General features: G+C 67.5%; 10 protein-coding genes and 1 tRNA gene. 10 read left to right on the top strand and 1 reads right to left on the bottom strand.

Annotated elements, in window-relative coordinates:
* Nucleotides 1-111: 111 nt before the first annotated feature.
* Complete coding sequence (locus tag MB828_RS03050) at nt 112-1,338, bottom strand: pyridoxal phosphate-dependent aminotransferase (RefSeq protein WP_301646808.1); 1,227 nt, start codon at nt 1,336-1,338, stop codon at nt 112-114.
* Nucleotides 1,339-1,597: 259 nt separating this feature from the next.
* On the opposite strand from MB828_RS03050, the gene MB828_RS03045 reads away from it, so the two are divergent.
* The 10 genes from MB828_RS03045 (at nt 1,598) to MB828_RS03000 (ending at nt 15,129) form a co-directional block, all read left to right on the top strand.
* Nucleotides 1,598-1,670, top strand: a tRNA-Trp gene (locus tag MB828_RS03045).
* A 106-nt stretch (nt 1,671-1,776) separates the two neighbouring features.
* The gene (secE, locus tag MB828_RS03040; RefSeq protein ID WP_046731100.1) at nt 1,777-2,061 is read left to right on the top strand and encodes a preprotein translocase subunit SecE; all 285 of its coding nucleotides are present in this window, start codon (nt 1,777-1,779) and stop codon (nt 2,059-2,061) included.
* 80 nt (nt 2,062-2,141) lie between these two features.
* Nucleotides 2,142-3,020 carry a transcription termination/antitermination protein NusG gene (gene nusG, locus MB828_RS03035; protein WP_301646807.1) on the top strand — a complete coding sequence of 293 codons (879 nt, stop codon included), beginning with the start codon at nt 2,142-2,144 and terminating at the stop codon, nt 3,018-3,020.
* A 177-nt stretch (nt 3,021-3,197) separates the two neighbouring features.
* Nucleotides 3,198-3,632, top strand: coding sequence for a 50S ribosomal protein L11 (gene rplK / locus MB828_RS03030; RefSeq protein WP_055515278.1), 435 nt, complete (start codon nt 3,198-3,200; stop codon nt 3,630-3,632).
* Nucleotides 3,633-3,713: 81 nt separating this feature from the next.
* Entirely contained in the window at nt 3,714-4,439 is a 726-nt protein-coding gene (gene rplA, locus MB828_RS03025; protein ID WP_046731102.1) for a 50S ribosomal protein L1, read from the top strand.
* A gap of 401 nt (nt 4,440-4,840) precedes the next feature.
* Entirely contained in the window at nt 4,841-5,710 is an 870-nt protein-coding gene (locus tag MB828_RS03020) for a hypothetical protein (RefSeq protein ID WP_301646806.1), read from the top strand.
* Between the two features lie 322 nt (nt 5,711-6,032).
* Nucleotides 6,033-6,563, top strand: a complete 531-nt coding sequence (gene rplJ / locus MB828_RS03015) for a 50S ribosomal protein L10 (protein ID WP_046731104.1) — start codon at nt 6,033-6,035, stop codon at nt 6,561-6,563.
* 145 nt (nt 6,564-6,708) lie between these two features.
* A complete protein-coding gene (rplL, locus tag MB828_RS03010) occupies nt 6,709-7,092 on the top strand; it encodes a 50S ribosomal protein L7/L12 (RefSeq protein ID WP_107483391.1) in 384 nt (127 codons plus the stop codon).
* Nucleotides 7,093-7,647: 555 nt separating this feature from the next.
* Entirely contained in the window at nt 7,648-11,133 is a 3,486-nt protein-coding gene (gene rpoB / locus MB828_RS03005) for a DNA-directed RNA polymerase subunit beta (protein ID WP_133027413.1), read from the top strand.
* 96 nt (nt 11,134-11,229) lie between these two features.
* Nucleotides 11,230-15,129, top strand: coding sequence for a DNA-directed RNA polymerase subunit beta' (locus MB828_RS03000; protein ID WP_133027412.1), 3,900 nt, complete (start codon nt 11,230-11,232; stop codon nt 15,127-15,129).
* The last annotated feature ends 160 nt before the right edge of the window (nt 15,130-15,289 follow it).

The raw sequence follows: 15,289 nt of genomic DNA, 5'->3' as shown, positions 1-15,289 counted from the left end.
CGGGAGCGCATCCGTGGCGTCCACGGGAGCGCATCCGTGGCGCACACGGGAGCGGGCCGCCTCCCCGCAGGGAGACGGCCCGCACGCGCGCGTGGAGGGCGGGACGGGACGTCAGTCCTTCGCCTCGGCCAGCAGCTTCTGCATCCGGCTGACGCCCTCGGCGAGGTCCTCGTCACCGAGCGCGTACGACAGCCGCAGGTAGCCGGGCGTGCCGAAGGCCTCGCCGGGTACGACCGCGACCTCGGCCTCCTCCAGGATCAGCTCGGCCAGCTCCACCGAGGAGGCCGGGCGCCGGCCGCGGATCTCCTTGCCGAGCAGGGCCTTGACCGACGGGTAGGCGTAGAAGGCACCCTCGGGCTCCGGGCAGAGGACGCCGTCGATCTCGTTGAGCATGCGGACGATGGTCTTGCGGCGCCGGTCGAAGGCCTCACGCATCTTCGCGACGGCCTCCAGGTCGCCGGAGACGGCGGCCAGGGCGGCGACCTGTGCCACGTTGGAGACGTTCGAGGTGGCGTGCGACTGGAGGTTGGTGGCCGCCTTGACGACGTCCTTGGGGCCGATGACCCAGCCCACCCGCCAGCCGGTCATCGCGTACGTCTTGGCGACGCCGTTGACGACGATGCACTTGTCGGCCAGCTCGGGCAGGATCGCCGGCAGCGAGGTGAACTTCGCGTCGCCGTAGACGAGGTGCTCGTAGATCTCGTCGGTGAGGACCCACAGGCCGTGCTCGACGGCCCAGCGGCCGATCGCCTCGGTCTCGGCCTCGCTGTAGACCGCGCCGGTCGGGTTCGACGGCGAGACGAACAGCACGACCTTCGTCTTCTCGGTGCGCGCCGCCTCCAGCTGCTCGACGGAGACCCGGTAGCCGGTGGTCTCGTCGGCGACGACCTCCACCGGGACACCGCCGGCGAGACGGATGGACTCCGGGTACGTCGTCCAGTACGGGGCGGGCACGATGACCTCGTCACCCGGGTCGAGGATCGCGGCGAAGGCCTCGTAGATGGCCTGCTTGCCGCCGTTGGTGACGAGGACCTGGGAGGCGTCGACCTCGTAGCCGGAGTCGCGCAGCGTCTTGGCGGCGATCGCGGCCTTCAGCTCGGGCAGACCGCCGGCCGGGGTGTAGCGGTGGTACTTCGGGTTCTTGCAGGCCTCGATGGCGGCCTCGACGATGTAGTCCGGAGTCGGGAAGTCGGGCTCACCGGCGCCGAAGCCGATCACCGGGCGCCCGGCGGCCTTCAGGGCCTTGGCCTTGGCGTCCACGGCGAGGGTGGCGGACTCGGAGATCGCGCCGACTCGGGCGGAGACCCGGCGCTCGGTGGGAGGGGTTGCAGCGCTCATGGGCCCATCGTTTCAGACCGGAAACCTGCCCGGCACGCCGGTTTCACAGACTGAACAGCTACGGGCCGAACCGTGAACAAGCGTACGGATCCGGCCTCCGGCCAGGACGATCTTCGGTACGGCCGCCCCGGACTGCCGCTTTCTGTTCGACGCGGCGCCACGGAGCACGTACACTCTCACCTCGTTGGCCTTCAGCAGCCGTAGTCGAGCCGGTGCACACCGAGCACCCGTCCGGATGCGGTACGTTGGGGGACACCAAAGGGTCGTAGCTCAATTGGTAGAGCACCGGTCTCCAAAACCGGCGGTTGGGGGTTCAAGTCCCTCCGGCCCTGCTACACACACCGCCAGGATGTGTGCGCATGTACGTACAAGCATTGCACCGCCGTGCAGCTCTGGAACCGGGCGCGGCACGGCCGACCCGGGATCAGGTGAGGACGAATGACGGACGCCGTGGGCTCCATCGACACGCCTGACGCCGATGAGGTGCCCGAGTCCCAGAAGAAGGCCCGCAAGGGCGGCAAGCGTGCCAAGAAGGGCCCGCTGAAGCGCCTCGCCACCTTCTACCGCCAGATCATCGCGGAACTCCGCAAGGTCGTCTGGCCGACTCGCAACCAGCTGACGTCGTACACCACCGTGGTGATCTTCTTCGTCGCCATCATGATCGCTCTGGTGACCGTGATTGACTATGGACTCAACCACGCTGCCAAGTACGTCTTCGGCTGAGCACAGAGCGAAGGGCGCCGTGGTAGCGGCGCCCGTTTTCGCATGTTCCACCCCTATGTATCCAGGAAGAAGCAGCCATCGTGTCTGACCCGAACCTGAACGACGCCGTCGAGCCCGCCGAGACCGTCGACGACGAGCTGGACATCGTCGAGGGCGCGGACGAGCAGGACGAGTTCGAGGCTGCCGAGGCCGCACTGGGGGAGCCGGCCGAGGAGACCGCGGTCCACGTCGAGGACGAGGAAGCGGAAGAGGCCGAGGCGGAAGAGACCGACGAGGACGAGGCCGCCGAGGAAGCAGCCCTCGAGGACGAGGCCGCCGAGGAAGAAGAGCCCGCCGAGCCGGTCGACCCCGTCCAGGCGCTGCGCGAGGAACTGCGCACGCTCCCCGGTGAGTGGTACGTCATCCACACCTACGCCGGCTACGAGAACCGCGTGAAGACCAACCTGGAGCAGCGCGCCGTCTCGCTGAACGTCGAGGACTACATCTTCCAGGCCGAGGTGCCGCAGGAAGAGGTCGTCCAGATCAAGAACGGCGACCGCAAGACGATCAAGCAGAACAAGCTGCCGGGTTACGTCCTCGTCCGTATGGACCTGACCAACGAGTCCTGGGGCGTCGTCCGCAACACCCCCGGTGTCACCGGCTTCGTCGGCAACGCCTACGACCCCTACCCGCTGACCCTGGACGAGATCGTCAAGATGCTCGCTCCGGAGGCCGAGGAGAAGGCGGCCCGCGAGGCCGCCGAGGCCGAGGGCAAGCCGGCGCCGCAGCGCAAGGTCGAGGTCCAGGTGCTGGACTTCGAGGTGGGCGACTCGGTCACCGTCACCGACGGTCCGTTCGCCACCCTCCAGGCCACCATCAACGAGATCAACCCCGACTCCAAGAAGGTCAAGGGCCTGGTGGAGATCTTCGGTCGCGAGACCCCGGTGGAGCTGTCCTTCGACCAGATCCAGAAGAACTAGCTTCTTCCGGACGTCACGCCCACCAGCGGGACGTAAAGCTTCCGAGCAGGTCAGGCACGTGCCTGACCTGCTCGGTTTTTGGCCGCGCATCTATACCCGTTATCGTTGTGCGGTATGCCTGCGACCGGGTGGTCCCCGGACGCGGGCAGGACCCGAAATGAAAGGACCCGGAGAGCTATGCCTCCCAAGAAGAAGAAGGTCACGGGGCTCATCAAGCTCCAGATCAACGCCGGTGCGGCGAACCCGGCCCCGCCGGTCGGTCCTGCGCTCGGCCAGCACGGCGTCAACATCATGGAGTTCTGCAAGGCCTACAACGCCGCGACCGAGTCGCAGCGTGGCTGGGTCATCCCGGTGGAGATCACGGTCTACGAGGACCGCTCGTTCACCTTCATCACCAAGACCCCGCCGGCCGCGAAGATGATCCTCAAGGCCGCTGGTGTCGAGAAGGGCTCCGGCGAGCCGCACAAGACCAAGGTCGCCAAGATCACCGAGGCGCAGGTCCGCGAGATCGCGCAGACCAAGCTCCCCGACCTGAACGCCAACGACCTGGACGCCGCGTCGAAGATCATCGCCGGCACCGCCCGCTCCATGGGCATCACGGTCGAGGGCTGAACCCCACCTTCGTAGAACCACCGTGGTAGGGCCTGCTCGGCCCGTACACCACGACTCCTTCAGAACACACAGGAGCAAGTTGTGAGCAAGCGCAGCAAGGCCCTTCGCGCTGCGGACGAGAAGATCGACCGGGAGAAGCTGTACGCCCCGCTCGAGGCCGTCCGTCTCGCCAAGGAGACCTCCACGACCAAGTTCGACGGCACCGTCGAGGTCGCCTTCCGTCTGGGTGTCGACCCGCGCAAGGCCGACCAGATGGTCCGTGGCACCGTGAACCTCCCGCACGGCACCGGCAAGACCGCCCGGGTCCTGGTCTTCGCGACCGGTGACCGTGCCGAGGCCGCGCGTGCCGCGGGCGCCGACATCGTCGGCGCCGACGAACTGATCGACGAGGTGGCGAAGGGCCGTCTGGACTTCGACGCCGTCGTCGCCACCCCGGACCTCATGGGCAAGGTCGGCCGCCTCGGCCGCGTCCTCGGCCCGCGTGGTCTGATGCCGAACCCGAAGACCGGCACCGTGACCCCGGACACCGCCAAGGCCGTGACCGAGATCAAGGGCGGCAAGATCGAGTTCCGCGTCGACAAGCACTCGAACCTGCACTTCATCATCGGCAAGACGTCCTTCGAGGACGACAAGCTGGTGGAGAACTACGGCGCCGCGCTGGAGGAGATCCTCCGTCTGAAGCCGTCCGCCGCCAAGGGTCGCTACATCAAGAAGGCCGCCATCAGCACCACGATGGGCCCCGGCATCCCGGTCGACTCGAACCGCACCCGCAACCTCCTCGTCGAGGAGGACCCGGCCGCCGTCTGAGCCACGCGCTCGGTCCGGTAGCCGCGTCAGGGACGCGCCAGCACCAGGGTGGGCCCCGCAATCCGAGAGGGTTGCGGGGCCCGTCGCGTTTCCCGGCGGCGGCCCGTCATGTCTCACGGTGGCGGGGCTGTCGTGTCTCACGGTGGCGGGGCTGTCGTATGTCACGGCGGCAAGCCTGCCGCGTCTCCCGGCGGCGGGGTCTGTCGTGTCGCACGGCGGCGGGACGGCCCGTCGGGTGTCCCCGTCCGGGTACGACGGCTCCCAGGCTGCCCCTGACCTCCCGCGCGGTGTCGGTGGGGCCCGGGTACGACGGCTTTTCGGCCGTCGCCGACTTGCCGCACGGTGTCGGTGGCCTGGGTTAGCGTCGGGGGTGCGGGACTCGTATCGGGGGGTGGGTCGGGATGACGAACAGGGGTGTGCGCCGGGTGGCCCTGGCGCTCGCGGCGGCCATGGCGCTGACCGGGCCGGCCGCCTGCACCTCCTCGGCGGACCACGGCTCCGGAAGCGGGACCGCCACCCACCGGGCCCGCTCCCTGGCGGCCCTGCGCTCCGCCGAGCGGTCCACGCACCGGGCCCGGTCGGTCAGGGTCCGCTCCACCACCACCCTGGGCTCCCTGATGTCCACCAGGGCCGAGGGCACCCTCGGCTGGCGGGAGGGCCTCACCGGCACCCTCACCATCACCTACACCGGCGGCAGCACCGCCGACCTGATGCGGAAGCTCGACTCCACCTCCATGGAGACCCGCTACCTCCCGGACGCGTACTACGCCAAGGTCGGCGCCGGATTCGCCCGGCAGCTCGGCGGCAAGCACTGGATCCGGTACCCGTACGCCTACCTCGCCACGTTCGGCAGCGGCTCCGGCGCGATGATGACGGACCTGATGCGCAACACCACCCCCAACCAGTCGGTACGGCTGCTGCTGGCCTCCGGGGACGTGCGCAAGGTCGGCGAGGAGCAGATATCCGGTGTGCCCACCGCCCACTACCGGGGCACGGTGCACCTCTCCGACCTGGCGGGCGACGGCGAGCTGCACCGGCAGCTCAGCGGGGCCGGGGTGGCCGGGGAGACCGTCGACATCTGGGTCGACGGCAAGAACCTGCTGGCCAAGAAGACCGAGAAGGCCGACACGGCGAGCGGCACGATGACCCAGACCGCGTACTACAGCGACTACGGCGTGGAGGTCAGCGCGCGGCAGCCGCCGGCCGGCGACACCGAGGACTTCAGGACGCTGCTGGGGAGACAGGGCGGCAGCGGCGCGCCCGCGTCGTGAGAGAGGCCGTGGGAGCGAACGGGGGAGCGGCCGTGGGAGCGGCCGTACGGAGCCGATTTGCTTGACAGCGCGCCGGTCCCGTACCCTCCTCGTGAAGCCAAAGACCGCTGGTCGTTGCCGGATGCTCGTCAGAGTGTGCGGTGGCCGAAGGATCCGCTGAACCGCGGACGACCCGCGCAGGTGACTGTGGAAGAGCTCCTGGAACATGCGCCCCGCGCGTGTGTGCCCGGTCGAGCTGAGCCCCGTGCGCCTGCGCCGGGGCGTTTCGTTTTCCCAGCCCCTTCCGAGCGGTCCTCATCACCCGGAAGGAGGCCGACGCTCTATGGCAAGGCCCGACAAGGCTGCCGCGGTAGCCGAGCTGACGGAGCAGTTCCGCAGCTCGAGCGCCGCCGTGCTGACCGAGTACCGGGGTCTCACCGTGGCGCAGCTCAAGACGCTGCGCCGCTCGCTCGGTGAGAACGCCCAGTACGCCGTGGTGAAGAACACGCTGACCAAGATTGCGGCCAACGAGGCCGGGATCACGACGCTCGACGACCTGTTCAACGGTCCGACGGCGGTCGCCTTCGTCACCGGTGACCCGGTGGAGTCGGCGAAGGGTCTTCGTGACTTCGCCAAGGACAACCCGAACCTCGTCATCAAGGGCGGTGTCCTTGACGGCAAGGCGCTGTCCGCCGACGAGATCAAGAAGCTCGCGGACCTCGAGTCCCGCGAGGTTCTGCTCGCCAAGCTGGCGGGCGCCCTGAAGGGCAAGCAGACGCAGGCTGCTCAGGTCTTCCAGGCGCTCCCGTCGAAGCTCGTCCGCACCGTGGACGCGCTTCGCGCCAAGCAGGACGAGCAGGGCGGTGCCGAGTAACTCGGCTCGCGAAATGACCGCCGCCTGAGGCCCAGCGCCGAGGAAAGCGGTCGTAGCGGGCCGAACGTCTACGCAGTAACGCCGCAAGGCGCACGCCCGCCAGACATGTACATACGGCACCAGCCGAATCACTGAAAGGAAAGCCATCGTGGCTCTCACCCAGGACGAACTGCTCGCCGAGTTCGAGGGCATGACCCTCATCCAGCTCTCCGAGTTCGTGAAGGCGTTCGAGGAGAAGTTCGACGTCACCGCCGCCGCCGCGGTTGCCGTCGCGGGTCCGGCCGGTCCGGCCGCCCCGGCCGAGGCCGCCGAGGAGCAGGACGAGTTCGACGTCATCCTCACCGGCGCCGGCGACAAGAAGATCCAGGTCATCAAGGTCGTGCGTGAGCTCACCTCGCTCGGCCTGAAGGAGGCCAAGGACCTCGTGGACGGCGCCCCGAAGCCCGTCCTCGAGAAGGTCGCCAAGGAGGCCGCGGAGAAGGCCGCCGAGTCCCTCAAGGGCGCCGGCGCCTCCGTCGAGGTCAAGTAACACCTCCGAGGTCGCCAAGACCTCTGTGTGCTGAAACACCCCCTCGGGGGCTGTAACGCGCAGACCGCGAAGAGCGATCATCCATCCGGGTGGTCGCTCTTCGGCGTTCCCGGGAGGCCGACCACGGTTGCCTTGCACCCGTGACGGCGGGGGGTATGGTGATCTTCGTCGTTGTCTCCGGCGCGCCGGGTTTGCGCAGCGGGGCCTTGACGAACCGCACGCAGCGCGCAATTCTCAGGACGCGTCGCCAGAACGGTCCGAATCCGAGGCATGGATCGGCGACGAAGAGGGCAGTATCAACGTGCGTTGAGGGCAGGCATGACGCAGGCGTTGACGATGAAGAGGGTCTCAGAAAATGGGGACTGGACATCAGTGTGCCAAGTGGCTACACTGACCCTTTGCGCTGCCTGTTAGCTGTCCCCTGCCCGTCACCAGGGGTCTGCCCTCACCCGAACGCCGACGACGAACCTCCTCTGAACTGGGGTTTCTGTCTCTGTGTCCCGGGAAGGGACCGGGGAGCGCGTAGTGAGTCCGAGCCCTCGGAAGGACCCCCTCTTGGCCGCCTCGCGCACTGCCTCGAACGCGAATATGAACAACGGCGCCAGCACCGCCCCGCTGCGCATCTCCTTTGCAAAGATCAAGGAGCCTCTCGAGGTTCCCAACCTGCTCGCGCTGCAGACCGAGAGCTTCGACTGGCTGCTCGGCAACACCGCCTGGCAGAGTCGGGTCGAGGAGGCTCTGGAGTCAGGTCAGGACGTCCCCACCAAGTCCGGTCTGGAGGAGATCTTCGAGGAGATCTCCCCGATCGAGGACTTCTCCGGGTCGATGTCGCTGACGTTCCGCGACCACCGCTTCGAGCCGCCGAAGAACAGCATCGACGAGTGCAAGGAGCGCGACTTCACGTACGCCGCCCCGCTCTTCGTCACGGCCGAGTTCACCAACAACGAGACCGGGGAGATCAAGTCCCAGACGGTCTTCATGGGCGACTTCCCGCTCATGACGAACAAGGGCACCTTCGTCATCAACGGCACCGAGCGTGTCGTGGTGTCGCAGCTGGTCCGTTCGCCCGGTGTCTACTTCGACTCCTCCATCGACAAGACGTCCGACAAGGACATCTTCTCGGCCAAGATCATCCCGTCCCGGGGTGCCTGGCTGGAGATGGAGATCGACAAGCGCGACATGGTCGGTGTCCGTATCGACCGCAAGCGCAAGCAGTCCGTGACCGTTCTCCTGAAGGCGCTCGGCTGGACCACCGAGCAGATCCTCGAGGAGTTCGGCGAGTACGAGTCCATGCGCGCCACCCTGGAGAAGGACCACACCCAGGGCCAGGACGACGCGCTGCTCGACATCTACCGCAAGCTGCGTCCGGGCGAGCCCCCCACGCGTGAGGCCGCGCAGACGCTGCTCGAGAACCTGTACTTCAACCCGAAGCGCTACGACCTCGCCAAGGTCGGCCGCTACAAGGTCAACAAGAAGCTGGGCGCGGACGCCCCGCTGGACGCCGGCATCCTGACCGTCGAGGACGTCATCTCGACGATCAAGTACCTGGTCAAGCTGCACGCCGGCGAGACCGAGACGACCGGTGACAGCGGTGGCACGATCGTCGTCGAGACCGACGACATCGACCACTTCGGCAACCGTCGTCTGCGCAGCGTCGGCGAGCTCATCCAGAACCAGGTCCGTACCGGCCTGGCCCGTATGGAGCGCGTCGTCCGCGAGCGCATGACCACCCAGGACGTCGAGGCGATCACGCCCCAGACCCTGATCAACATCCGGCCGGTCGTCGCCTCCATCAAGGAGTTCTTCGGCACCAGCCAGCTGTCCCAGTTCATGGACCAGAACAACCCGCTGTCGGGTCTCACCCACAAGCGCCGTCTGTCGGCTCTTGGCCCGGGTGGTCTCTCCCGTGAGCGGGCCGGCTTCGAGGTCCGTGACGTGCACCCGTCGCACTACGGCCGCATGTGCCCGATCGAGACGCCCGAAGGCCCGAACATCGGTCTGATCGGCTCGCTCGCCTCCTACGGCCGGGTCAACGCGTTCGGTTTCGTCGAGACCCCGTACCGCAAGGTCGTCGACGGCCAGGTCACCGACGAGGTGGACTACCTGACCGCCGACGAGGAGGACCGCTTCGTCATCGCGCAGGCCAACGCCGGCCTCAACGACGACATGCGCTTCTCCGAGGCCCGCGTCCTGGTCCGCCGCCGTGGCGGCGAGGTCGACTACGTCGCCGGTGACGACGTGGACTACATGGACGTCTCGCCGCGCCAGATGGTGTCGGTCGCGACCGCCATGATCCCGTTCCTCGAGCACGACGACGCCAACCGTGCCCTCATGGGCGCGAACATGATGCGCCAGGCCGTGCCGCTGATCAAGAGCGAGGCCCCGCTCGTCGGCACCGGCATGGAGTACCGCTCCGCCGTCGACGCCGGTGACGTGGTCAAGGCCGAGAAGGACGGTGTGGTCCAGGAGGTCTCCGCGGACTACATCACCACCGCCAACGACGACGGCACGTACATCACGTACCGCCTGGCCAAGTTCTCCCGGTCCAACCAGGGCACCTCGGTCAACCAGAAGGTCATCGTCAACGAGGGCGACCGCATCATCACCGGCCAGGTGCTGGCCGACGGTCCGGCCACCCAGAACGGCGAGATGGCCCTCGGCAAGAACCTGCTCGTGGCGTTCATGCCGTGGGAGGGTCACAACTACGAGGACGCGATCATCCTGTCGCAGCGCCTCGTGCAGGACGACGTCCTCTCCTCGATCCACATCGAGGAGCACGAGGTCGACGCCCGTGACACCAAGCTCGGCCCCGAGGAGATCACCCGGGACATCCCGAACGTCTCCGAGGAGGTCCTCGCCGACCTCGACGAGCGCGGCATCATCCGCATCGGCGCCGAGGTCATCGCCGGTGACATCCTCGTCGGCAAGGTCACCCCGAAGGGTGAGACCGAGCTGACGCCCGAGGAGCGCCTGCTGCGCGCGATCTTCGGTGAGAAGGCCCGTGAGGTCCGTGACACCTCGCTGAAGGTGCCGCACGGCGAGACCGGCAAGGTCATCGGTGTGCGCGTCTTCGACCGCGAGGAGGGCGACGAGCTTCCCCCCGGTGTGAACCAGCTGGTGCGCGTCTACGTCGCGCAGAAGCGCAAGATCACCGACGGTGACAAGCTCGCCGGCCGGCACGGCAACAAGGGTGTCATCTCCAAGATCCTGCCCATCGAGGACATGCCGTTCCTCGAGGACGGAACCCCGGTCGACATCATCCTCAACCCGCTCGGTGTGCCGTCCCGAATGAACCCGGGACAGGTCCTGGAGATCCACCTCGGCTGGCTCGCCAGCCGCGGCTGGGACGTCTCCGGCCTCGCCGAGGACTGGGCCCAGCGGCTCCAGGCCATCGGTGCCGACCAGGTCGCCCCGCGCACCAACGTCGCCACCCCGGTCTTCGACGGTGCCCGCGAGGACGAGCTGGCAGGTCTGCTGCAGCACACCATCCCGAACCGCGACGGCGACCGCCTGGTGCAGCCGTCCGGCAAGGCGCGGCTGTTCGACGGCCGCAGCGGTGAGCCGTTCCCGGACCCGATCTCCATCGGCTACATGTACATCCTGAAGCTGCACCACCTGGTCGACGACAAGCTGCACGCCCGTTCGACCGGCCCCTACTCGATGATCACCCAGCAGCCGCTGGGTGGTAAGGCCCAGTTCGGTGGCCAGCGGTTCGGCGAGATGGAGGTGTGGGCCCTCGAGGCCTACGGCGCCGCGTACGCCCTCCAGGAGCTGCTGACCATCAAGTCCGACGACGTCACCGGCCGCGTGAAGGTCTACGAGGCCATCGTCAAGGGCGAGAACATCCCCGAGCCCGGCATCCCCGAGTCCTTCAAGGTCCTCATCAAGGAGATGCAGTCGCTCTGCCTGAACGTGGAGGTGCTGTCCAGCGACGGTATGTCCATCGAGATGCGTGACACCGACGAGGACGTCTTCCGCGCTGCGGAGGAGCTCGGCATCGACCTGTCCCGGCGCGAGCCGAGCAGCGTCGAAGAGGTCTGACGGGAGTCCGGCGGGCCCTGAGCCATCAGGGCCCGCCGACCCCCAGGCCCCCGTTTCAGACCACAGACTCACAACCCTGAGAGGGATTGACGCATAGTGCTCGACGTCAACTTCTTCGACGAGCTCCGGATCGGCCTGGCCACCGCGGACGACATCCGTCAGTGGAGCCACGGCGAGGTCAAGAAGCCCGAGACGATCAACTACCGCACCCTCAAGCCGGAAAAGGACGGGCTCTTCTGCGAGAAGATCTTCGGTCCCACCCGGGACTGGGAGTGCTACTGCGGCAAGTACAAGCGCGTCCGCTTCAAGGGCATCATCTGTGAGCGCTGCGGCGTCGAGGTGACCCGCGCCAAGGTGCGCCGTGAGCGGATGGGCCACATCGAGCTGGCCGCGCCCGTCACGCACATCTGGTACTTCAAGGGTGTCCCGAGCCGCCTGGGCTACCTGCTGGACCTGGCGCCGAAGGACCTCGAGAAGGTCATCTACTTCGCGGCGTACATGATCACGTTCGTCGACGAGGAGCGCCGTACCCGCGACCTGCCCTCCCTGGAGGCGCACGTCTCCGTGGAGCGCCAGCAGGTCGAGAACCGCCGGGACGCCGACCTGGAGGCCCGCGCCAAGAAGCTGGAAAGCGACCTGGCCGAGCTGGAGGCCGAGGGCGCCAAGGCCGACGTGCGCCGCAAGGTGCGCGAAGGCGCCGAGCGCGAGATGAAGCAGCTGCGCGACCGTTCGCAGCGCGAGATCGACCGTCTCGACGAGGTCTGGACCCGCTTCAAGAACCTCAAGGTCCAGGACCTGGAGGGCGACGAGCTCCTCTACCGCGAGCTGCGTGACCGCTTCGGCACGTACTTCGACGGCTCGATGGGTGCCGCGGCGCTGCAGAAGCGCCTGGAGTCCTTCGACCTCGACGAGGAGGCCGAGAAGCTCCGCGAGATCATCCGCACCGGCAAGGGCCAGAAGAAGACCCGTGCGCTCAAGCGCCTGAAGGTCGTCTCCGCGTTCCTGCAGACCAGCAACAGCCCCAAGGGCATGGTGCTTGACTGCGTGCCGGTCATCCCGCCGGACCTCCGCCCGATGGTGCAGCTGGACGGTGGCCGCTTCGCGACCTCCGACCTGAACGACCTGTACCGCCGTGTGATCAACCGGAACAACCGTCTGAAGCGCCTTCTCGACCTCGGTGCCCCCGAGATCATCGTGAACAACGAGAAGCGCATGCTCCAGGAGGCCGTGGACGCCCTCTTCGACAACGGTCGTCGTGGTCGCCCGGTCACCGGTCCCGGCAACCGCCCGCTGAAGTCCCTCAGCGACATGCTGAAGGGCAAGCAGGGTCGTTTCCGTCAGAACCTGCTCGGCAAGCGAGTCGACTACTCGGCGCGTTCCGTGATCGTCGTCGGCCCGCAGCTGAAGCTGCACCAGTGCGGTCTGCCGAAGGCCATGGCGCTGGAGCTCTTCAAGCCGTTCGTGATGAAGCGCCTGGTCGACCTGAACCACGCGCAGAACATCAAGAGCGCCAAGCGGATGGTCGAGCGCGGCCGCACCGTGGTGTACGACGTCCTCGAAGAGGTCATCGCCGAGCACCCGGTGCTGCTGAACCGTGCGCCCACCCTGCACCGCCTCGGCATCCAGGCCTTCGAGCCGCAGCTGGTCGAGGGCAAGGCCATCCAGATCCACCCGCTCGTCTGCACCGCGTTCAACGCGGACTTCGACGGTGACCAGATGGCCGTGCACCTGCCGCTGTCCGCAGAGGCGCAGGCCGAGGCCCGCATCCTGATGCTGTCCTCGAACAACATCCTCAAGCCCGCCGACGGCCGTCCGGTGACGATGCCGACCCAGGACATGGTCCTCGGTCTGTTCTTCCTCACCACCGACGGCGAACTGCGTGACACCAAGGGCGAGGGCCGGTCCTTCGGCTCCACGGCCGAGGCGATCATGGCGTTCGACGCCGGCGAGCTGGCGCTGCAGTCGGCGATCGACATCCGCTTCCCGGTGGGCACCATCCCGCCGCGCGGCTGGACCCCGCCGGTCGCCGAGGAGGGCGAGCCGGAGTACCAGACCGGTGACACCTTCCGGCTGCGCACCACCCTGGGCCGCGCGCTCTTCAACGAGCTGCTGCCCGAGGACTACCCGTTCGTCGACTACTCGGTGGGCAAGAAGCAGCTCTCCGAGATCGTCAACGACCTGGCCGAGCGCTACCCCAAGGTCATCGTGGCGGCGACGCTCGACAACCTGAAGGCGGCCGGCTTCTACTGGGCGACCCGTTCCGGTGTCACCGTGGCCATCTCCGACGTCGTCGTTCCCGAGGCGAAGAAGGAGATCGTCCGCGGCTACGAGGCGCAGGACGAGAAGGTCCAGAAGCAGTACGAGCGCGGTCTGATCACCAAGGAAGAGCGCACGCAGGAGCTCATCGCGATCTGGACCAAGGCGACCAACGAGGTCGCCGAGGCGATGAACGCGAACTTCCCCAAGACCAACCCCATCTTCATGATGGTTGACTCGGGTGCCCGAGGAAACATGATGCAGATGCGGCAGATCGCCGGTATGCGTGGTCTGGTGTCGAACGCGAAGAACGAGACCATCCCGCGTCCGATCAAGGCCTCGTTCCGTGAGGGCCTGTCCGTGCTCGAGTACTTCATCTCCACGCACGGTGCCCGTAAGGGTCTCGCCGACACCGCCCTGCGTACCGCCGACTCGGGTTACCTGACCCGTCGTCTGGTGGACGTCTCGCAGGACGTCATCATCCGCGAGGAGGACTGCGGCACCGAGCGCGGCCTCAAGCTGCACATCGCGGAGGTCGGCGCGGACGGCGTGCTGCGCAAGGCCGACAACGTCGAGACCAGCGTGTACGCCCGTGCGCTGGCCGAGGACATCGTCGTCGACGGCGTGGTGCTGGCCCCGGCCAACACCGACCTCGGTGACGTCCTCATCGACGAGCTGGTGGCCCGTGGCGTCTCGGAGGTCAAGACCCGTTCGGTCCTGACCTGTGAGTCCGCCGTCGGCACCTGCGCCATGTGCTACGGCCGTTCGCTGGCCACCGGCAAGCTGGTCGACATCGGTGAGGCGGTCGGCATCATCGCCGCCCAGTCCATCGGTGAGCCCGGTACCCAGCTGACGATGCGTACCTTCCACACCGGTGGTGTGGCCGGTGACGACATCACCCAGGGTCTGCCGCGTGTCGTCGAGCTCTTCGAGGCCCGTACCCCGAAGGGTGTCGCCCCGATCTCCGAGTCGGACGGCCGTGTCCGCATCGAGGAGACCGAGAAGACCAAGAAGATCGTCATCACGCCGGACGACGGCAGCGACGAGACGGCGTTCCCGATCTCGAAGCGCGCCCGACTCCTCGTCAGCGAGGGCGAGCACGTCTCGGTGGGCCAGAAGCTCACCGTGGGTGCCACCAACCCGCACGACGTGCTGCGCATCCTGGGTCAGCGTGCCGTCCAGGTCCACCTGGTCGGCGAGGTCCAGAAGGTCTACAACTCGCAGGGTGTGTCGATCCACGACAAGCACATCGAGATCATCATCCGGCAGATGCTGCGCCGGGTGACGATCATCGAGTCCGGCGACGCCGAGCTGCTGCCCGGTGAGCTGGTCGAGCGCTCGAAGTTCGAGACCGAGAACCGGCGTGTGGTCCAGGAGGGCGGTCACCCGGCCTCCGGTCGTCCGCAGCTCATGGGTATCACCAAGGCCTCGCTGGCCACGGAGTCCTGGCTGTCGGCGGCGTCCTTCCAGGAGACGACGCGAGTCCTCACCGACGCGGCGATCAACGCCAAGTCGGACTCGCTCATCGGCCTCAAGGAGAACGTCATCATCGGTAAGCTCATCCCGGCCGGTACGGGTCTGTCCCGCTACCGCAACATCCGGGTGGAGCCGACCGAGGAGGCCAAGGCCGCGATGTACTCGGCCGTCGGCTACGACGACATCGACTACTCGCCGTTCGGCACGGGCTCCGGCCAGGCCGTGCCGCTGGAGGACTACGACTACGGTCCGTACAACCAGTAGTAGTTGGTTCTGAAGGGCGGTCACCCCGGCAAGGGGTGGCCGCCCTTCGGCGTGCCCGGACCAGCCGCGCACCGGGACCGTGCCGGCCGTCTGTGGCGGCATCCCAGTGCCGCGGGAGCCCCCGCCTGCGCCCGTTCGCGTGTCGGCCGGCTTTTGTGGT

This window comes from Streptomyces arenae, assembly GCF_022343545.1.
GTDB lineage: Bacteria > Actinomycetota > Actinomycetes > Streptomycetales > Streptomycetaceae > Streptomyces > Streptomyces humi.
The sequence above is the reverse complement of the archived record's forward strand: the minus strand, read 5'-3'. Positions and strand labels throughout refer to the sequence as shown.

What these genes read in the sequence shown, in the direction of transcription:
- MB828_RS03050 (WP_301646808.1), bottom strand. Translation starts at nt 1,338, where the DNA reads ATGAGCGCTGCAACCCCTCCCACCGAGCGCCGGGTCTCCGCCCGAGTC.
- secE (WP_046731100.1), top strand. Translation starts at nt 1,777, where the DNA reads ATGACGGACGCCGTGGGCTCCATCGACACGCCTGACGCCGATGAGGTG.
- rplK (WP_055515278.1), top strand. Translation starts at nt 3,198, where the DNA reads ATGCCTCCCAAGAAGAAGAAGGTCACGGGGCTCATCAAGCTCCAGATC.
- MB828_RS03020 (WP_301646806.1), top strand. Translation starts at nt 4,841, where the DNA reads ATGACGAACAGGGGTGTGCGCCGGGTGGCCCTGGCGCTCGCGGCGGCC.
- rplJ (WP_046731104.1), top strand. Translation starts at nt 6,033, where the DNA reads ATGGCAAGGCCCGACAAGGCTGCCGCGGTAGCCGAGCTGACGGAGCAG.